19 protein-coding genes are annotated in these 18,582 nt (G+C 35.1%); 11 read left to right on the forward strand and 8 right to left on the reverse strand.

What is annotated here, in order from left to right; translation table 11 throughout:
- Positions 1-655: 655 nt before the first annotated feature.
- On the reverse strand, positions 656-1,249 hold the full coding sequence (locus D1003_RS09325; RefSeq protein ID WP_014938877.1) for a hypothetical protein: 594 nt from the start codon (positions 1,247-1,249) through the stop codon (positions 656-658).
- Positions 1,250-1,267: 18 nt separating this feature from the next.
- The gene (locus D1003_RS09330) at positions 1,268-2,539 is read right to left on the reverse strand and encodes a hypothetical protein (protein ID WP_153936682.1); all 1,272 of its coding nucleotides are present in this window, start codon (positions 2,537-2,539) and stop codon (positions 1,268-1,270) included.
- Between the two features lie 141 nt (positions 2,540-2,680).
- Between D1003_RS09330 and D1003_RS09335 the strand changes: the two genes are divergently transcribed.
- A complete protein-coding gene (locus D1003_RS09335; RefSeq protein ID WP_079208307.1) occupies positions 2,681-3,802 on the forward strand; it encodes a DNA polymerase III subunit delta' in 1,122 nt (373 codons plus the stop codon).
- A gap of 15 nt (positions 3,803-3,817) precedes the next feature.
- On the opposite strand, the gene D1003_RS09340 is transcribed toward D1003_RS09335, so the two are convergent.
- A complete protein-coding gene (locus tag D1003_RS09340) occupies positions 3,818-4,978 on the reverse strand; it encodes a HAMP domain-containing sensor histidine kinase (RefSeq protein ID WP_153936684.1) in 1,161 nt (386 codons plus the stop codon).
- 12 nt (positions 4,979-4,990) lie between these two features.
- Positions 4,991-6,391, reverse strand: coding sequence for a D-alanyl-D-alanine carboxypeptidase/D-alanyl-D-alanine-endopeptidase (gene dacB, locus D1003_RS09345; protein WP_153936686.1), 1,401 nt, complete (start codon positions 6,389-6,391; stop codon positions 4,991-4,993).
- 146 nt (positions 6,392-6,537) lie between these two features.
- On the opposite strand from dacB, the gene D1003_RS09350 reads away from it, so the two are divergent.
- From D1003_RS09350 to D1003_RS09375, 6 genes are all read left to right on the forward strand, one after another.
- Entirely contained in the window at positions 6,538-7,029 is a 492-nt protein-coding gene (locus tag D1003_RS09350; protein WP_153936688.1) for a lipocalin family protein, read from the forward strand.
- An 8-nt stretch (positions 7,030-7,037) separates the two neighbouring features.
- Positions 7,038-7,730 carry an OmpA family protein gene (locus D1003_RS09355; RefSeq protein WP_014938883.1) on the forward strand — a complete coding sequence of 231 codons (693 nt, stop codon included), beginning with the start codon at positions 7,038-7,040 and terminating at the stop codon, positions 7,728-7,730.
- An 80-nt stretch (positions 7,731-7,810) separates the two neighbouring features.
- A complete protein-coding gene (locus D1003_RS09360; RefSeq protein ID WP_153936690.1) occupies positions 7,811-8,701 on the forward strand; it encodes a UbiA prenyltransferase family protein in 891 nt (296 codons plus the stop codon).
- A complete protein-coding gene (locus D1003_RS09365; RefSeq protein ID WP_153936693.1) occupies positions 8,701-10,008 on the forward strand; it encodes an FAD-binding oxidoreductase in 1,308 nt (435 codons plus the stop codon). The genes D1003_RS09360 and D1003_RS09365 overlap by 1 nt, the downstream gene beginning before the upstream one ends.
- Before the next feature lie 12 nt (positions 10,009-10,020).
- Positions 10,021-10,980, forward strand: coding sequence for a GSCFA domain-containing protein (locus D1003_RS09370; protein WP_153936695.1), 960 nt, complete (start codon positions 10,021-10,023; stop codon positions 10,978-10,980).
- Between the two features lie 13 nt (positions 10,981-10,993).
- On the forward strand, positions 10,994-11,761 hold the full coding sequence (locus D1003_RS09375) for a TatD family hydrolase (protein ID WP_153936697.1): 768 nt from the start codon (positions 10,994-10,996) through the stop codon (positions 11,759-11,761).
- 23 nt (positions 11,762-11,784) lie between these two features.
- Here D1003_RS09375 and obgE read toward each other — a convergent pair whose 3' ends face one another.
- The 4 genes from obgE to D1003_RS09395 form a co-directional block, all read right to left on the reverse strand.
- A complete protein-coding gene (obgE, locus tag D1003_RS09380; protein WP_107046446.1) occupies positions 11,785-12,768 on the reverse strand; it encodes a GTPase ObgE in 984 nt (327 codons plus the stop codon).
- Positions 12,769-12,866: 98 nt separating this feature from the next.
- The gene (locus D1003_RS09385) at positions 12,867-13,448 is read right to left on the reverse strand and encodes an adenylate kinase (RefSeq protein WP_004919201.1); all 582 of its coding nucleotides are present in this window, start codon (positions 13,446-13,448) and stop codon (positions 12,867-12,869) included.
- Between the two features lie 67 nt (positions 13,449-13,515).
- Positions 13,516-14,073: a hypoxanthine phosphoribosyltransferase gene (gene hpt / locus D1003_RS09390; protein WP_153936699.1), complete on the reverse strand. Its 558-nt coding sequence runs from the start codon at positions 14,071-14,073 to the stop codon at positions 13,516-13,518.
- Between the two features lie 50 nt (positions 14,074-14,123).
- Positions 14,124-15,140 carry a hypothetical protein gene (locus D1003_RS09395; protein ID WP_153936702.1) on the reverse strand — a complete coding sequence of 339 codons (1,017 nt, stop codon included), beginning with the start codon at positions 15,138-15,140 and terminating at the stop codon, positions 14,124-14,126.
- Between the two features lie 136 nt (positions 15,141-15,276).
- Between D1003_RS09395 and D1003_RS09400 the strand changes: the two genes are divergently transcribed.
- From D1003_RS09400 to D1003_RS09415, 4 genes are read left to right on the forward strand one after another with little or no spacing between them, the layout of a single operon-like run.
- Positions 15,277-16,089, forward strand: a complete 813-nt coding sequence (locus tag D1003_RS09400; protein WP_153936704.1) for a CPBP family intramembrane glutamic endopeptidase — start codon at positions 15,277-15,279, stop codon at positions 16,087-16,089.
- Between the two features lie 14 nt (positions 16,090-16,103).
- Entirely contained in the window at positions 16,104-16,679 is a 576-nt protein-coding gene (gene rdgB / locus D1003_RS09405) for an RdgB/HAM1 family non-canonical purine NTP pyrophosphatase (RefSeq protein ID WP_153936705.1), read from the forward strand.
- Positions 16,680-16,692: 13 nt separating this feature from the next.
- Positions 16,693-17,607, forward strand: coding sequence for a ribonuclease Z (locus tag D1003_RS09410; protein ID WP_311710053.1), 915 nt, complete (start codon positions 16,693-16,695; stop codon positions 17,605-17,607).
- On the forward strand, positions 17,607-18,377 hold the full coding sequence (locus tag D1003_RS09415; protein ID WP_153936707.1) for a TIGR02757 family protein: 771 nt from the start codon (positions 17,607-17,609) through the stop codon (positions 18,375-18,377). Before D1003_RS09410 ends, D1003_RS09415 begins: the two co-directional genes overlap by 1 nt.
- The last annotated feature ends 205 nt before the right edge of the window (positions 18,378-18,582 follow it).

Here is an 18,582-nt window from a genome sequence, read left to right on the forward strand (position 1 = left end):
GAAATTGTGAAGTTGTAAAAAAGTTTAAAGTTCAAGGAGCTGAAGCTGTTCAAGGTTCTATGTTTAAGGTTTAAGGGATATGTACGCTTATTCAACCTTGAATATTTGAACTTTAAACTTTGAACTTTAAACCTGAAACCAATAAGAAAACGCCTTCCCCCTCTATACACACACAAAACGAGAGGAAAGGCTAAAATAGAAAGAACAGAACGCTCCTCCTGTACGCTAGAAGCCCTAAACCCAAACAAGCAATTTAACTTATGAAAAAGATGGGCTTCTAGCGGATATTTATGAAAACAAAACTTAGCGTGTGCTAAATACCAAACGCCCCCAACGGAAGCTAAAGGAACATTATTTATGATTGATGATAAAAATCTAGATAAAAAGTAGTATAATACGCGTACGCGTGTAACTATTCTGTGTGTGTGTGTGTGTGTGTGTGTGTGTGTGTGTTTACACAATTATTTGGAACTACCAAATTTTTGTGCCACTTTTTTTCAATTTTTTGTATGTTACTGGTATCGTGTTGCATAAAACTGGAGCAAACTTATCATCTTTTACGGAAGTGTGCAAGTTTTTGTAAGAAAATTATTTTTACCCTAGCAAAATAGCCCCCATAAAGTAGAAGCTATATTTAAACTTAACCCCTTTTATCCTATTTCCCCATTTCAGGGATAGCCTTAGCACTAAAGTTTCCAGAATTGTTATACAAAACATATTCGGAGAAGTCGTCTTTGGCATTCATTCCACCAGAAGCCACAAAGGTATTGCCGTCTTTATCGGTAATAAACACGGTGTCTTTGGTGTACATTTTATTGTTCTTTTTATCCCAATAGATAGACTGCATTACAAATGTTTGGCCCTCGTTATTGATGACTTTTACATTACCTTTAGCTTCGTAGAAATCCTTTTTTTGTATTATTTTGGCATAGTTTGCCCATAATTTACCTGGTACTTTAGGCTTCTTTTTATCGTAAAATTCTAGGTAAAGCCCTTTCTTAATTTCCACATAAGGCGTGTCTATAAACTCGTACTCTTCTAAAAGAGGGGCTTTAAACCTAATTTTTACCGCTCCAGAATCTCTTTGCACAATATCTGCGTTATAGATAATCCTAGAGGCAAAGTTGGTCGGTTTGTTCTGATTGTACTTGGTAAGGTCTTCCTCGCAAGAGGTTGAAACAAAAAATATAGCCCCCATAGATAGGGTAGCTATACTTTTAGTTAATATTTTAGCTATTGTTTGTTTCATTGATAGCCAACTCCAATATTAGTCGTACTGGCGTTTGTTAAACCATTTATCGGCAAAATTAAGCCCTATTTTGAAGTTGATAAATCTTTCAGAGATAAGATTATTGCTCAAAGACCCTCTCTTACCTAAATCAATTCCTAAATCAATTCCGTTCATTCTCATTACATTAGAATTTTGGAACGGAAATGTCCCTCCAAGGCTGATACCATACTCATTGATATTGGTATTATTGATGTTAAGATTGCCTTTTTCATAGTAAGCTCCATAACGATAGATAACTCTAGAAAAATAGTTTCTAAAATCGTTATGGTTCGGTAGATACCACCCTCCCACTGCTATACGGTAAGCATCTTTAAACGTAGCAGGAGCTCCCGAAAACTTTACTGCTCCACCTTTGGTATAATCCATTTGAGCTGAAATAAACCACTTAGCATCATGCCCTAGACCAAGCCCTAATGAGGCTCTTTGTGGGATAATATCGTTTTCCTTATAGCTTTCCTTAGAAATCACCGTTTCGTCCACCTTTTCTTTACCATAGTAGTAATAGGTACTATTGAGGTAAGAAGCATCTATAGTTCCCATATTTCCGAAAGTGTAGGTAGCCCCTATCGTCATTTTTTTATCTTTAGGTAATTTCTTTTGATATACAGAACCTAAAGTAAAGTTCCAACTTTTTATCTTTCTAGAAGTTTCAAAACCGTTGATGAGTTCTGCTCCAGAAATAGCCACTTCTTCTCTATCTATAATCTTCCCAAAATAGAAATTACTTCTTAAACCTAAAGAGAAAGACGGCGTAATCTGATACCCTATGGCAGACTGAATGGTATTGAGCGTACCTTCTCCTGTAAAAGAATTAGCCTGTGTTACGCTTCCGTTTTCTGTGGTTTGAGAAAGAATATCATAACGCTTAGAACTATAGGGCTGATAACCTAAACCAAACTTAACCTTCTCCGAAAGTGGAAATGCTATAGAGATGTTGGATAAATAAGAAGAATGCTTAGTAACATCTAGGTTGTTATAGTTAGACTTGAGGTACTGATTGTCATTATTTACCTGTACTTTAAAAGCCGTTAAACCAAAATTGGTATTTGCGGCTGGGTTGCTAAAGTTAAAACTATTATTAAAGTCCCAAACATAAGCCGTAGAAATCCCTGCCATAGCACTTATTTCCGCAGTATTATCATATTTAGTATCTCCTATTCCAAAGGCAGCATAGGGCGAATTACCTATATTCTGTGCAGACAATAATCCTGCAAAAATGATGAACGATGCGTTAATGATTTTCTTCATTATCTATATAAATATCTTAATCAGAACGCAAATATCCTAATTATAAATGAAATGAGAAAATTTAAAGGGCGTTAAAGTTTGTTAAGGCGTTACAGAACTTAAAAAAATTGGAAAATAGAGAGATTTTAGTATCTTTGGAACATGAATTGGGAAGCGGTTATTGGTCAAAATAAAATTAAGCAAACTCTACTAGAAAGCATTGATAATAACAGAGTGAGCCACGCACAGCTATTTTTAGGAGAAAGTGGCTACGGGACTTTAGCTCTAGCTTTAGCCTATGCCCAAGAAATCTTAAAACGAGAAAACGAAAACGCCGCTACCAAAGTGGAGCATCTTAACCATTTGGATATTCATTTCAGTTTTCCTGTGTTTAGAGATGATAAGGGGAAATCTGTAAGTAGTTTCTTCTTTGATACCTGGCGAGAGATGATGCTTAAAAACCCTTACTCCGAACATCACAACTGGGTAAACCAACTAAATGCTGAAAATAAACAACTCTACATTTCTGTAGATGAAATTCTAGATAAAAGTGAAAAGTTTAGCCTTAAAAGTTTTGAGGGTGGCACCAAAATACTCATCATTTGGAATGCCGATAAAATGCGTGAAGACGCAGCAAACAAGTTCCTTAAATTTTTAGAAGAACCGCCTGAAAAGACCATTATTATCCTTACAGCCAACTCTTCGGAGGTGATGCTCCAAACGATACTTTCTCGTTGTCAAATCATTCAAGTTCCTAGGATTGAAGAGCAAGATTTAGAAGAAGGCATCAGGCATCTTACCTCTAACGAGGATAAAATTAAAGAAGTCCTACACCAAGCTCAAGGCAACTATAACACAGCCTTAAAGCTCATTACCGCAGAAAATTCTGACGAGGAGTATGAAGACTATTTTATACGATGGGTAAGATTAGCCTTTCAAGCGAAGAAAAATCCTAAAGTATTAAAAGACCTTATTATATGGGCTAAAAGCATTTCCGAATGGAACAGAGAGAAACAAAAAAACTTCTTAGAATACTGTACCGAGATGTTTCGTTTGGCAATGTTACAGAATTATGGTGTCCAAAATTTAGTTTATAAAAGACTAATGAAAAACAATTTTAATTGGGAGGCTTTTTCTAACTTTATCCACGGTGCAAACATAGAGGATATCCTTTCTGAGATTTCTAATGCGGATTATCATCTTAGCAGGAATGCCAACGCGAAAATTCTATGGACAGATATGGGAATTAAACTAACAAGGTACATTCATAAAAGTAGTTCTTAGAATAAAGTCATAAATCTAAGCCATTTCTATCCTAAAAATACTTCCTTTACCAATCTCTGTATGGGCAACTTTTATATCGCCTTTATGGTAGTCTTTAATCACTCTTTTAGATAGAGATAACCCCAATCCCCAACCTCTCTTTTTAGTAGAATATCCTGGATTAAAAACATTCCTTACTTGTTTTGCAGACATACCACAACCTGTATCCTGTATATCTATAATGATTTTTTTATTTTTTTGATAGAGTTTTAGTTCCAATTTGCCGTTACCTTTCATTGCATCTACCGCATTTTTAATAAGATTTTCTATAACCCAGCTCACCAGAATACGATTATGAGGTATCAGCACTTCCTTAGATGGTAAAACTATATTGAATTCCACTTTCTTAGAAATACGAGTTTTAAGATAATCATAGTTTTGCTGTAAAGTTTCATTGAGATTAAAATCGTTAAGTTCTGGAACAGAACCTACCTTAGAAAAACGCTCTGATATTGTGGTAAGTCTATGTATATCCTTTTCTATCTCCTGTACTCCAACGCTGTTTTCATGCTCCATTCTTAGAATTTCTATCCAACCTATCATAGAGGAAAGTGGCGTTCCTATTTGATGGGCTGTCTCCTTAGCCAGTCCTGCCCAAAGGTAACCTTCGTCTGTTTTTTTTACGATTTTAAAAAACCAATAGGCAAACAACAGATACAATAAAATGAAAAAGCCAAGCAATGCAGGATAATATCTAAGGTTATTCATCAAATCTGAATTATCAAAATAAAGATATTGTATATTACCTTCCGAAATTTGCAACTCAAAAGGAGGGTATCCTTCTTTCATCTCCTCTAAGCGAACCTTAAGAGCCTTTGGATTATCTTTAATTTTATCAGGAATATTTTTAACAAATTCTTTAATTGGCTCTCCTTGGTGATTAGTTACAATAATTGGGATATTATCATTAGTGGTAATAATTTCCTGAATCAGCTCCAACATTCTTACATCTCCCTGATTTTCATCTTGTAAAAACCTCATAGCTTTAGCAAAAACCGTCATATTAGCCGTTTCTTTCTGCCTTAAATCTTTCACGATAACCACAGAGTAAATGATAAGAGCAAATACAACCGAACTAAACAGCAGAAAAACCACTAAAAAATTAACTTTAGAGAATAAGTTTTTACTTTTTTTCATCAAATACAATGCTTACTTAAGATTATTAAGAATTGAAAACAGTTCATTATTGATTCCATCTCCATCATAATTATTCACGATAATAGAAAAGACATACTTTTTACCATTTTTAGCCGTATGGTAACCTGTATATCCTTTGGTATCTTTTATTGTACCGCTCTTCATTTTCATATCATTGTAAATAGGCAGTGCATTATAAAATTCATTAAACCAAGGTTGCTTTTGAGCCCAAAGTAAAGCCTGAACTTCTGCCCTAGCCGAAGCATAGTTCTGAGGTGACAACCCACTGCCATCTGTAAAGTTAATCATTGCAGGATGAATACCTTTAGACTTCCAAAAGTTTTTCAGCACCGAAACACCACTGGAAAAACTAGAGTCATTATTTTGCTCTTTTCCTAGAGTTTTAATAAAAGTTTCTCCGTAAAGATTAACACTTTTTCTCAAAAACCAATAGACTATTTTACTCAACTCAGGAGATTCGTATTCAAAAAAAGACTTCCCTGTAACAGACGGAACAGATTTTCCATCTAAAAGTAATTGTCTGCCCGTTATGACTTCTCCCAAAAACTCTATCCCTTTAGATTTAATGCAATTAACCATTTCTGCCCCCAACTGAACCGGTGGATTAGGCGTTGCTCCCGAAATTTTAGTCGTTTTTTGAGCAGGAAGTGTTCCGTTAATACTCGCCACCGTACTGTATGGAGCGGTATAAATTAAACTTTTATCTCCTGAATTTGAAGCCGCTGAAGTTAACTCATTAAACCATTTTACCTGTACCAAAGGATAAGAAAAAGACTTAATTTTTGTAGGTTTACCAATAGAAGCTCCTCCCTCAATATCTATATCAAACTGGTTTTCTCTCCAATTAACACCCCAAACGCCTGCACCATAATAATTACCTATATCGTTCCAAGCCCAACCTCCTGGCGTGGTTTGAAAATCAAAATAAGTATCATCTATAATTAAATTACCTTCTACCTTCTTGATACCTTGATTTTTTAAAGCTGCATAAAATTTTTCTAGAAAATCTTCGGGTTTATAACCGTCATATCTCCAGCTTCCAAGAGTAGGGTCTCCATTGGAAGTAATGTAAATATTTCCCTTTAAAATATTCCTTTCTAAAATCCCATCATAAACGGCTTTAGTCTTATATTTATAATTTTTCCCTAAAAGCTCCAAAGCCGTAGCAGCAGTAAATATCTTCTGTGTACTAGCCGTAGAAAGCCCTTTATTTCCTTGATATTCATAGATGAAATTTCCATTTTCATCAGCTACATAAAAAGATATATTAGCCGCGTACATTTTAGGAGAATTTAAAAATGCTTTAGTCGCTTTATCTAACTTATCTTTAATACTTTGAGCTATTCCTAAAGAGTAGAAAAATGTTAATACAAAAATTAAAAATTTAGTCATCTTCATATTTTAATGTTTTTCAAAGATAATCATTTTAAAAATTACTTTAATTTCCCAAAAGTCCAACCTACAAAACCATTTTTTTAATATTCAAAAGCTAATTGGCACAATTTTTACTACTCAACAGAGTATAAAATAATATAATAATGAAAAAACTACTTTTTACTGGGCTTATAGGAGCTTTATCTTTGTCTGCATGCTCCACAGTACAGAAAGGTCAAGAGGCTCAAAATCAGCGTTCCAACTTTATGAAACTTAAAGGAATTTGGGAAGTTTCGAGTGTTAATTACGATAAAAACTATAAAATTAAACCCTTTGATGAAGGTGTAGATGCTAAATGTTTTTTGGGAAGTACTTGGTCTTTAGTACCTAATAATTGGACTGGTAACTACACTCTTAATGGAAATAATGGTTGTCCTGCGATATCTCAACCTATCAAATTTGAAGTGGTAAACGGAAATCAGTTTCAGTTTAAAAAAATACACTCTGGAGAAAAAGCTAAACAAAACGTTTCTGGGTATGTATTAGAATTCCAAAACCAAACAGATAACTCATTTACATTAGTTCAGAATGTTCCATTCGAGGGTAACTATATAAAAGTGTATTATGAATTTCAAAAAGTAAATCAATCTAAATAAACTATAAAATGAAAATATTTAATAAAACCAATGTAGCAGCATTATTTTTATCGGGAAGTTTGCTACTTACAAGTTGTGAATCTGTTCAAAACGCTAATAATCAACAAAAAGGAACGGCTATAGGTGCTGCTGCAGGAGCAGTTATAGGTGGTATACTAGGTAATAATATAGGTAATGGCAGAAACGCTCCTGCTGGTGCTGTTTTAGGCGGTATCATTGGAGGTGTTGCTGGTAATGTTATCGGTAGCAAGATGGACAAACAAGCCAAAGAAATTAAAGAAGCCTTACCTGGTGCGGAAGTAGAAAGGGTAAACGAAGGTATTAAAATTACCCTTAATGAAAATACGGTTAATTTCGGGTTCGACTCTGCTAACCTTACTTCTGTAGCAAAAACCAATTTGGATAAATTAGCCCAAGTTCTTAAGAATAATCCTGATACCAACATCAATGTTTATGGACACACAGATAGCAGAGGTGCTGATGATTATAACCTAAGGCTTTCTGAAAGAAGAGCTAATGCTGTAGTAAGCTATCTTTCTTCTCTTGGTATAGCTTCTAACAGAATGATTGCTAAAGGTGTAGGAGAAGCAGAACCTATTGCTAGTAACGATACAGACGAAGGAAGAGCAAAAAATAGACGAGTAGAGTTCGCTATCACTGCTAATGAAAATATGATAAAAGAGGCTCAAAAAGGGAACTAATCCAAGTTCTATGTAAAATCAAAACCGCATTTAATTGCGGTTTTTTTATTTTATGGTTATCTTTGTGCTTTGCAAAACTTATGAAGAAATATTTTAATCTACTTAGAGTAGAGCAGTGGGTAAAAAACTTTTTTATATTTGTTCCTCTTTTATTTTCAGGTAAAATACTTGAAACGGATTTATTTTATCTTAGTTTTTTTGCATTTCTTATTTTTTCACTTACTGCAAGTAGTATCTATATCATCAACGATTATATGGATATAGATTCTGACAGACAACATCCTGAAAAAAAAAACAGACCTCTAGCCAGTGGAGCTATTTCAAAAACTACAGCTCAAATACTTTTCAGTGGACTTATTTTATCAATCTTGGGAAGTTTATGGATAGGACTTTCGGTATTTAATATTGGTAATATATGGAAATTTGGAAGTATTATTTTATTTTATTTCGTAATGAATTTGGCTTATACCTTCAAACTTAAACATATTGCCATTCTAGACATTACCATTATTGCAATTGGTTTTGTACTTAGAGTACTAGCAGGAGGTTATATTACAGGACTTATTATCACTCAATGGGCCATTTTACTCACTTTTGTTCTCGCTTTAGTTCTAGCCATTGGGAAAAGAAGAGGTGAATTGGTAAATGCTCAACTAACAGGCAAAACTAGGAAAGCATTAGATGGTTATAATATCCAGTTTGCAGATATTGCTCTTTCTATTAGTTGTGCTTTAGCTATTGTTTGCTATCTTATGTTTACCTTATCTCCAGAAGTACAGGCTAGGTTTCATCCTAGAGTTTTCTATACGGTAATTTTTGTTTTATTTGCGTTCTTAAGATATTTACAGCAAACTCTAGTCTACAATAGAACTGAATCTCCAACGAAAATAGTCTACAGAGATAGATATATACAAATTACATTGGTATTATGGATTATTGTTTTTCTTTACCAAATTTACGCTAAACAATAATGAAAAATCGTATACAAAAAGTTTCTAACTGGGGAAATTTTCCCATTGTAGAAAAGGAAATAGTTACAGAAGACAATCTTGAAAAAATTAAAGATTTTGTTAAAAGTCGTCCCGAAGTTATTGCCAGAGGAAATGGCAGATGTTACGGAGATGCTTCTTTAGGAGAACATATCTTCTCAACCAAAAGACTGAACAAATTTGTTAGTTTTGATAGACTGAACGGAATTATTGAGTGCGAAGCAGGTGTTCTTCTTTCTGAGGTTTTGGAAGTTATTGTACCACAAGGTTACTTTTTGTATGTAACTCCAGGTACTAAATACATTAGCATTGGAGGAGCCATAGCTTCTGATGTACACGGCAAAAACCATCATTCAGAAGGTTGTTTTTCAGAATATGTTTTAGAATTTAAACTACTGAATGCCAACGCTCAAGTAATAACATGCTCTAGAACTCAAAACACAGACCTATTTTGGGCAACCATTGGCGGAATGGGACTTACAGGTATTATTTTATCTGCAAAATTTCAGCTTAAAAATATAGATACGGCTTATATCCGACAAGAAAGCATCAAAGCAAAAAACCTAGACGAAATCTTTCAACTATTTGAAGAAAGTGAAGATTGGACTTACACCGTAGCGTGGATAGATTGTTTACAGAAAGGAGATGACATTGGTAAATCTATACTTATGAGAGGAGAACACGCTCTAAAAGACGAACTTGCTTCTAAGCTAGCTAAAAATCCTTTAGTTCTAAAGCCTAAATTAAAACCAAGTGTTCCTTTTTATTTTCCAAATTTTATTCTAAACCAATGGACTGTAAAGATCTTCAATTGGCTTTATTACAAAAAACAGTCTAAAAAAATCGTCAAAAATATCATTGATTATGAAACCTTTTTCTACCCTTTAGATGTCATCAATAATTGGAATAAAATCTATGGTAAAAATGGTTTTATACAATACCAAATGGTAATCCCGAAAGACAAAGGCAAAGAAGGTATGGAACGAATTTTAAAAACCATTGCTCATAGTGGTAATGGCTCTTTTTTAGCGGTACTAAAGTTATTTGGAAAGAATAATCCAGAGGCATACAACTCCTTCCCTTTTGAAGGTTATACGCTCGCACTCGATTTTAAAGTGAATAAAAAGCTCAAAAAACTCGTTGAAGATTTAGACCAAATTGTATTGGATTTGGGTGGCAGAATTTACCTTACCAAAGATAGTATGAGTAATCCTCAACTGACTAACTATCTCAAAAATGTAGATAATCATAAATTTAGGTCTTTACAAAGAAAAAGAATTACGAATTAAAATCTTACTAAATTGAATTTCAGAACTGAAGTTAATCTTACGCCTTCCTCAAAAAAAATAGAAATTACAGATCAAGTTTTTTCTATCGGCTCTTGCTTTGCTTCGGAAATGAGTAACCGACTGTCAGAGGGACAAATAAGATGTTTGAATAATCCTTTTGGGACGCTATTTAATCCGTTTTCTATTGCCAATGCTTTAGAAAAAATCGTTCATTCTGAATGTTATCACGAGAAAGATTTGGTTAATCATCGTGGTTATTACCTTTCGTTAGACCATCATACCTCGTTTGACGGTGTTTCTGAAACCGCTACTTTAGATAAAATAAACACAGAGCTAGCCAATGCTCATTTATTTTTAAAAAATGCTTCTTGGGTTATTATCACTTTAGGGACTTCGTTTATTTATGAGTACCTTCCTAAAGGGCAAAAGGTGGCTAATTGCCATAAGATACCAAACACTCTTTTTAGTAAAAGAATGCTCTCTGATGAAGAAGTACAAACTTACATTAAAAAAGCGATAGAACTCATCAATCAACACAGTCTTAATACTGTAAATATTTTGTTTACAGTCTCTCCCGTAAGGCATACTAAAGATGGTATGGTTGAAAATCAGCTTAGCAAATCAAGGCTCATCAATGCACTGCATCAAGTGGTAGCAATGTGCCCAAATGCTCATTATCTGCCTATTTATGAGATTTTAATGGACGATTTAAGAGATTACAGATTTTATAAATCAGACCTAATCCACCCTAACGAACAAGCCATAGATTACATCTTTGATAAATTTATAAAAGCCTACTGCACAGAAGACACACAAAAATTTATCATTGACAATCAGAAAATTATTTCGGCTTTAAAGCATCGTCCAATCCATACCGAACACCTTGATTATCTAAAGTTTACAGAAAACATCAAACAGAAAATAAAGGAGCAACAAGCTAAAGTTAATTTTAAAATATTTTCAAACTTCTAACTTTCAATTATTTATGATAGACACGCATACTCATTTATATTCAGAGGAATTTGATGAAGATAGACATTTAATGATACAAAGAGCATTAGATAAAGGAGTTACTCATTTTTTTCTACCAGCTATCAATTCTGAATATCACGAAAAAATGCTCCATCTAGAAGCAGAATATCCTAACCAAATATCAGTAATGATGGGCTTACACCCAACTTATATAAATCCTGAAACTTATGACCAAGAAATAAAATTGGTAAAAGATTATTTGGAGCAAAGGGATTTTTGTGCCATCGGAGAGATTGGGATAGACCTCTATTGGGATAAAAGCCATCTAGAACTGCAAAAAGAAGCCTTTAGACTACAGATAGATTGGGCAATAGAAAAAGACTTGCCTATCGTGATACATTCTAGAGAAAGTTTTGATGAAACTTTTGAGGTTTTAGAAGAAAAAAGACACCCTAAATTAAGAGGTATTTTTCATTGTTTTACTGGAACACTAGAACACGCCAAACAAGCCATAGACCTCAATTTCAGTTTAGGAATAGGCGGTGTGGTTACTTTCAAAAATGGTAAAATAGACCAATTTTTAGATGAAATACCTCTAGAACACATCGTTTTAGAAACCGACTCGCCTTACCTAGCACCTGTACCGTACAGAGGAAAAAGAAATGAATCTGCCTATCTAGAACAAATCATTGGTAAATTAGTAGATATTTACCAAATGCCTATCAACGAAATAGATAAGATAACTACTAACAATGCTAAGCAAATTTTTGGACTAGCTTAAATAAAAAAACACGGGTAGAAAATCTATCCGTGTAATTTTTTCCATATTGCATCTTTAAGTTCCGTAAGCCCCTCTCCTGTAACTCCAGAAATAAATAAAGGTTGTCTGTTTTCAGGGAATTTGGCTGCAACTTCTTTTTTGAGTTCTTCGTCTAATAAATCTGACTTTGAAATAGAGATGATAAAATCTTTATCTAGCAACTCAGGATTGTATTCTTTAAGCTCGTTTTCAAGTATTTTAAACTCTTGGAAATAATCTTCTGCATCTGCAGGAATTAAGAAAAGAAGAATTGAGTTTCTCTCTATATGCCTTAAAAAACGATGCCCTAGCCCTTTACCTTCGGCAGCTCCTTCTATAATACCCGGTATATCTGCCATCACAAAAGACTTGTAATTACGATAATCTACAATACCCAAGTTAGGTGTAAGCGTTGTAAAAGCATAATCGGCAATTTTAGGTTTAGCGGCAGATACTGCAGACAATAGTGTGGATTTACCCGCATTAGGAAAGCCTACCAAACCTACATCTGCTAATACTTTTAGCTCAAACACGATATACCCTTCTTCCCCAGGAAGCCCCGGTTGTGCATAACGAGGTGTTTGGTTAGTAGCCGACTTAAAATGCTCATTTCCTAAACCACCCTTACCGCCTTGCATTAAGATAATCTCTTGCCCATCTTCTAAAATTTCGCCTATGATTTCTCCCTCTTCATTTTTAGCGATAGTGCCAATGGGCACCTCTATATAAACATCTTCTCCATAACGACCCGTCAACTGATTTTTACCACCTGGCTGACCGTTTTCTGCCTTAACATGCCTTGTGTAACGCAATGGTAATAAAGTCCATTCGTGTGCATTTCCTTTCATAATGATATGACCACCACGCCCACCATCTCCACCATCAGGACCGCCTTTAGGAATGTATTTTTCCCTTCTGAGGTGAGCTGACCCTGCACCTCCGTGCCCAGACTTACAATGGATTTTTACATAATCTACAAAATTTGACATATCTTATTTAATTAAATGCTTATTACACGATATAAAACAACCAAAAAACCATCAAAGCTTAAAACTCTGATAGTTTTTTGATTATCATTCTATTGTTATTATTTTAAAATTTTCTCTACTTCTGAGAAAAGTTTTTCTGCAATTTCGGAAATTTCGCCTACTCCATTTATCTCTACATATTTTCCTTGTTGCTTGTAAAGTTCTGCCACTTCAGCAGTTTTTGCATAGTATTCTTTAATTCTGTTTCTAATGATAGACTCATCTGCATCATCTGTTCTACCACTAGTTTCACCTCTCTTAAGAAGTCTTTGAACCAAAATTTCGTCCTCTACCACTAGCGACAAACAGATGCTTATCTCCTCATTAAGTTCGTCTTTTACAATCTTTTCTAAGGCTTCTGTCTGTGCTGCTGTTCTGGGGAAACCATCAAATATAAATCCTTTGGTATCCGTAGGTTTTCTCACCTCGTCTATCAGCATATCTATGGTAACTTGGTCTGGAACTAGCTCTCCCTTATCTATATAAGATTTTGCCAATTTCCCTAGCTCAGTATCGTTTTTCATATTATAACGGAACAAATCTCCTGTGGATATTTGTTTCAAATTGAACTTTTCAATCAGATTTTGAGCTTGAGTACCCTTACCACTTCCCGGAGGACCAAATAATACAATGTTAATCATCTTTACTTCTAATTTTTAGTATATCTAAAATCGCTAAAACACGATTTATCAATGTTAGTTTTCTTTGTTAATGGTTAATTCTACCTTCTTCTAATTGGTATAAATCTGGTAAATTTCTTCCTAACTCATCATAGTCTAAACCGTAGCCTAACACAAACTTGTTAGGAATTTCTCTTGCCACATAGTCTATAGTAAAGTCTTTCTTAAATACTTCTGGTTTTAATAAAAGAGAAGCCACTCTAAGCGACTTAGGGCGGTGTGTATTTTTAAAATATTCAAAAAGACTTTCTATGGTATTTCCTGTATCTACAATATCTTCCATAAGGATAATATGACGCCCTTCTACCTCTTTAGTAAGTTCCATTTTAGTGTAAACAATCCCCGTAGATTGCAAACCTCCGTGATAAGAACTTACCTGAACAAAGGCTACCTCACACTTCCCTGGGTAGTGTTTTAAAAAGTCTGAGAAAAACATAATTACCCCATTAAGCACTCCTATAAATACAGGAGTTTCGTCTTTATAATCTTCGTAAACTTTTAGAGCTAATGCCTTTATGTAAGTTTGTATTTCTTCGTTCTTTAAATAAGGAACAAAAGTTTTGTCGTGAATTTTTACTTTTTCCATTGTCTTTCCAAAATGCAAATTTAAGAAATTTTTAGTGGTTCATCTTTGTATCACTCGTGTTTTTTTGGGTTTATAGCACTTTCTATTAAGTTTTCAGTAATTTCTAATGCTTTTTGTTTTGAAATACGCTCCACTTCTCTAATGTTTTGAGAGTTTAATACTTCTTCCATATTTTTAGAAAAAACAATCTTTTTACCGTACTTCATCGCATCACCATTATTACCACTTACCTTCGTTTTACCGTAATATTCTGCAATGTTAAAAAAGTGTGTTTTCTGCTGTATGGGTGCCCAAATCAGACTAGCCTTCAGTAAATACTCATCAAACAATTCTTGCGGTACTTTCTCTGTAAAGTAGGTTACTTTCAGATTATTTAGATTTTTTTGTTCTAAACTCTTAAGCCAACCTAACTCCTCTCCCATTGCTTTTCCTAAGAAAACTACTTCAGTAGGTTCGTTAAAATAGTGATTACTTAGACTTTCCACTACCGCTTTGTAATCTCTTCGTTTTTGTGATACAATACCCGGAATAACCAATGTTAAACCCTTATTATTAGAAAGCTCCTGCTGATATTCTGTATAAAAAAGCGGAATATGCTGATATCTAGAAGAAGCCAAATCTTCCGACAATACCCAACAGCTTTCCGAATTTTGGTAAACGTTATTTTTCAGCATCAGACCTTCCTTTAAAAGGAGTTTTAGCCTATAAACAGTATCTTCTTTCAATAAGACTTTTAACAAGTCTATATTACTCGCTTTAATAAAATTAAGATTATGGCAAATGATGGCGGTCTTATAGTTTTTAACTATTTTATCAAAGGTATTAAAATAACGGTGCACCGTCCCCACCACCACCAAATCATACTCTTTGGCTGATAATAACTTAAGTATGGTATTAGGACTTGCTTCTACAGTGTTAGGCGTATTTTCACCCAACAACTTCTTTATTTTATTAGAAAAAAAATAATCTACCTCTACCCTGCTAGATGCCTCCATCAATGCTTTAAAATTAAGAGCTATTTCTGCATGAGTGTCTAGCTCCACATAAGCTATTTTATATTTAGTCATTACCTTTTACTCTAGATTCTCTCTCTTTATCACCCAACAAATATATAAAAATAGCCTAAGCCAAAACGGAATATTTAGGTGTTTTGATTCTAAATCCATTATCTTTGCGAAATCCAAACCTATTTATATTTAATAGATGAATCAAAAATTCAAATTAGGGCTTGACGGCATTGCTGTACTTATAGGGAGTTACATCGTTGCTTCGCTTATACTCGCTGTGTACACTATCGCTAATGTCTTTATTTTAAAAGAAGAAGTTGCCACTTCTATGGGGCTGAGTTTAGTCTCATTTGTACTTTCATTGGGGCTACCTATTGCAGCGTTTGATATTTTTATTGTAAGACCACAGACCAAAAAACCACTCCGTTTAGGTGTAGGTAATGTAACGGCTCAAAATATTCTTTTATCTCTAATGATGATGATAGGTATGGTACTGATGGCAGAAGTCCTCACTTCTTTTATCCCAACGGAAGGCGGCATATTAGGAGAGCTTTACGATACTTTTATGGGAGTTTTTAAAGGAATGCTTAGCGATAAGGTAGGACTTGCCATTATGGTAGTATGCCTTGCTCCTCTATTAGAAGAGGTTTTATTTAGAGGCATTATACAAGGTGGACTTACAAACAAAGGCGTTGCTCCTAAGAAAGCCATTGTTATCTCTGCTTTAGTGTTTGGTATTGTACACGCCAATCCTTGGCAATTTGTAGGAGCGTTTTTGTTGGGGCTAGTATTGGGATTAGTTTATTTCAAAACCAAATCTATTGTAATCCCTATTTTACTACACGCTTTTAACAATTTCATCTCTTATCTGATACTAGTCTATGCCGATACAGAACACTCTTATGAACTTTTAGGTATCAACAAAATAGTATCATTTATTATAGGTATGGTTATCTTCGGAATTGCCTATTATCTATTTATGCATAGAAAAACCTATTTTACCAAATAAAAACCAATACTCTAATGAAAAAAGAAATCTTAATAGCGACACACAATCAACATAAAAAAGAAGAAATCCAACAAATCTTAGGTAATGGCTTCATAGTAAAAAGCCTTTCCGATTATCAACTCAATGATGAAATCGTAGAAGACGGCAACACTTTTGAGGAAAACGCATTCATTAAAGCCTCTTATTGTTTCCAAAAAACAGGCATTCCGAGTTTGGGTGATGATAGTGGACTTGTAGTAGATGCCTTAGACGGAAGACCGGGTATTTACTCGGCGAGATATGCTGGCAACCACGATTTTAAAGCCAATATTGCTAAAGTTTTAGAAGAAATGCAAGGCAAAACCAATAGAGCGGCACACTTCATTACTGTATTATGTTTGGTAGATGAAAACGGAGCCTCCTATTTTGAAGGCAAGGTACATGGACATCTTCTAGAGGAAGACCGAGGACACCAAGGCTTTGGCTACGACCCTATCTTTGTACCTAACGGCTATGAAACCACCTTTGCCGAAATGGCTCCAGAGGAAAAGAACGCCATTAGCCACAGAAAAAACGCCTTAGACCAGTTTTTAACCACCATTACCCAATAAATTTCATCTAGCAGTGAGTGTACATTTAACCATATTAGGCTTCAATTCTGCAATTCCTACCGTAAACTCGTCCACCACCTCTCAACTTTTAGAGGTGCAAGAACGCTACTTCTTAATCGATTGTGGCGAAGGGACACAAGTACAACTAAGAAGAGCTAAAGCCAAGTTTTCTAAAATCAATCATATATTTATCTCTCACCTACACGGCGACCATTGTTTTGGCTTACCAGGGCTTATTGCATCGTTTCGTTTGTTGGGGAGAGAAACCCCTTTGCACATCTATGGTCCGAAGGGAATACAAGAGATGCTAGAAACTATTTTTAGAATTACAGAAACCCAAAGAGGCTTTGAAGTGATTTACCACGAGCTAGAAGGCAATCAGTCGGTAAAAATCTACGAAGACCATAAAGTGGAAGTCTTTACCATTCCGCTCAACCATAGAATTTACTGCAACGGCTACCTCTTTAGAGAAAAACCAAAGGAACGCCACCTGAATATGGAGGAAATCAGCAAATATCCTGAAATAGAAACTTGCGACTACCACAACCTTAAAAAAGGAAAAGACTTTACCCTATCCGATGGTTTTGTACTCAAAAATAAGGTGCTTACTACCCCACCGCAGCCTTCTGTGTCTTATGCCTTCTGTAGTGATACCCGCTATTTGGAAAGCATCGTCCCAATTATCAAAGGTGTAGATGTACTCTACCACGAGGCAACTTTCTTACACGATTTAAAGGAAATGGCAGACTATACAGGGCATACCACCGCCCTAGAAGCGGCTACTATTGCCCAAAAAGCAGGGGTTAAAAAACTTATTTTAGGACACTTCTCTAACCGCTATGCCGACTTAAATGTTTTTACCGATGAAGCAAGAACGGTATTCCCTAATACCTTTCTACCCAAAATGCTAGAAACCATAAAAATCTAATGGATTCCAACGAGTTAAAAGACTTCCTAAACGAAAAGGCAGACCTATACAACCACCCCAATTTTATAGAGCAAGACCCTATACAAATACCGCATAGGTTTTCTCTAAAGCAGGATATTGAAATCTCGGGGTTTATAGCGGCTACCATTGCTTGGGGCAACCGAAAATCTATTATCAAAAGTGCTAACCATATTATGGAGCTCATGGGGCAGTCGCCATTGGATTTTGTACTGAACCATACCGATAAAGATTTAGAAAAGATAGGCACTAGAGCCATACACCGCACTTTTAACTCGGAAGATTTAATCTATTTTATCCAAAGATTTAGGCATCTCTACCAAAACCACTCGTCTATGGAAGAGCTACTACTCCCCCAAGACGGCGAAACCAATTTCTACCACGCACTAGAACGCTTTAGAAATGCTTTCCTAGATATCACCACCCAGCACCGTAGCCACAAACACATCAGTTCTACCTACAAGAAATCTGCGGCTAAACGGCTGATGATGTTCCTAAGATGGATGGTAAGAAAGGACAACAAAGGCGTAGATTTTGGTATTTGGGAACAGCTAGATCCTGCCCTACTATCTATCCCACTAGATGTGCACACGGGCAACATCGCAAGGCAGCTCCAACTGATTACAAGAACCCAAAACGATTGGAAAACCGTGGAAGAACTAGACCACACCATTAGAAAATGGGACGCTAAAGACCCCGCAAAGTACGATTTTGCTCTCTTTGGGCTAGGCGTTTCTGGAGAGTTTAAATAAGTAAATTTTATTTTTTAGCCACTAAAATTTGCATACTTCCCCAAAAGGTAATATGTTTGCCCCCAATTTATGCAATACGTTATCAACCACATACAAGAAAATATAAAAAAGTTGCAAAATTATTTGGCTATCTCAAATAATTTCGTAAACACACACACACACACACACACACACACACACACACACACACACACACACACACACA

Source organism: Riemerella anatipestifer, assembly GCF_009663465.1.
Lineage (GTDB): Bacteria > Bacteroidota > Bacteroidia > Flavobacteriales > Weeksellaceae > Riemerella > Riemerella anatipestifer_C.

What these genes read in the sequence shown, in the direction of transcription:
- D1003_RS09325 (WP_014938877.1), bottom strand. Translation starts at nt 1,249, where the DNA reads ATGAAACAAACAATAGCTAAAATATTAACTAAAAGTATAGCTACCCTA.
- D1003_RS09330 (WP_153936682.1), bottom strand. Translation starts at nt 2,539, where the DNA reads ATGAAGAAAATCATTAACGCATCGTTCATCATTTTTGCAGGATTATTG.
- D1003_RS09335 (WP_079208307.1), top strand. Translation starts at nt 2,681, where the DNA reads ATGAATTGGGAAGCGGTTATTGGTCAAAATAAAATTAAGCAAACTCTA.
- D1003_RS09340 (WP_153936684.1), bottom strand. Translation starts at nt 4,978, where the DNA reads ATGAAAAAAAGTAAAAACTTATTCTCTAAAGTTAATTTTTTAGTGGTT.
- dacB (WP_153936686.1), bottom strand. Translation starts at nt 6,391, where the DNA reads ATGACTAAATTTTTAATTTTTGTATTAACATTTTTCTACTCTTTAGGA.
- D1003_RS09350 (WP_153936688.1), top strand. Translation starts at nt 6,538, where the DNA reads ATGAAAAAACTACTTTTTACTGGGCTTATAGGAGCTTTATCTTTGTCT.
- D1003_RS09355 (WP_014938883.1), top strand. Translation starts at nt 7,038, where the DNA reads ATGAAAATATTTAATAAAACCAATGTAGCAGCATTATTTTTATCGGGA.
- D1003_RS09360 (WP_153936690.1), top strand. Translation starts at nt 7,811, where the DNA reads ATGAAGAAATATTTTAATCTACTTAGAGTAGAGCAGTGGGTAAAAAAC.
- D1003_RS09365 (WP_153936693.1), top strand. Translation starts at nt 8,701, where the DNA reads ATGAAAAATCGTATACAAAAAGTTTCTAACTGGGGAAATTTTCCCATT.
- D1003_RS09375 (WP_153936697.1), top strand. Translation starts at nt 10,994, where the DNA reads ATGATAGACACGCATACTCATTTATATTCAGAGGAATTTGATGAAGAT.
- obgE (WP_107046446.1), bottom strand. Translation starts at nt 12,768, where the DNA reads ATGTCAAATTTTGTAGATTATGTAAAAATCCATTGTAAGTCTGGGCAC.
- D1003_RS09385 (WP_004919201.1), bottom strand. Translation starts at nt 13,448, where the DNA reads ATGATTAACATTGTATTATTTGGTCCTCCGGGAAGTGGTAAGGGTACT.
- hpt (WP_153936699.1), bottom strand. Translation starts at nt 14,073, where the DNA reads ATGGAAAAAGTAAAAATTCACGACAAAACTTTTGTTCCTTATTTAAAG.
- D1003_RS09395 (WP_153936702.1), bottom strand. Translation starts at nt 15,140, where the DNA reads ATGACTAAATATAAAATAGCTTATGTGGAGCTAGACACTCATGCAGAA.
- D1003_RS09400 (WP_153936704.1), top strand. Translation starts at nt 15,277, where the DNA reads ATGAATCAAAAATTCAAATTAGGGCTTGACGGCATTGCTGTACTTATA.
- rdgB (WP_153936705.1), top strand. Translation starts at nt 16,104, where the DNA reads ATGAAAAAAGAAATCTTAATAGCGACACACAATCAACATAAAAAAGAA.
- D1003_RS09415 (WP_153936707.1), top strand. Translation starts at nt 17,607, where the DNA reads ATGGATTCCAACGAGTTAAAAGACTTCCTAAACGAAAAGGCAGACCTA.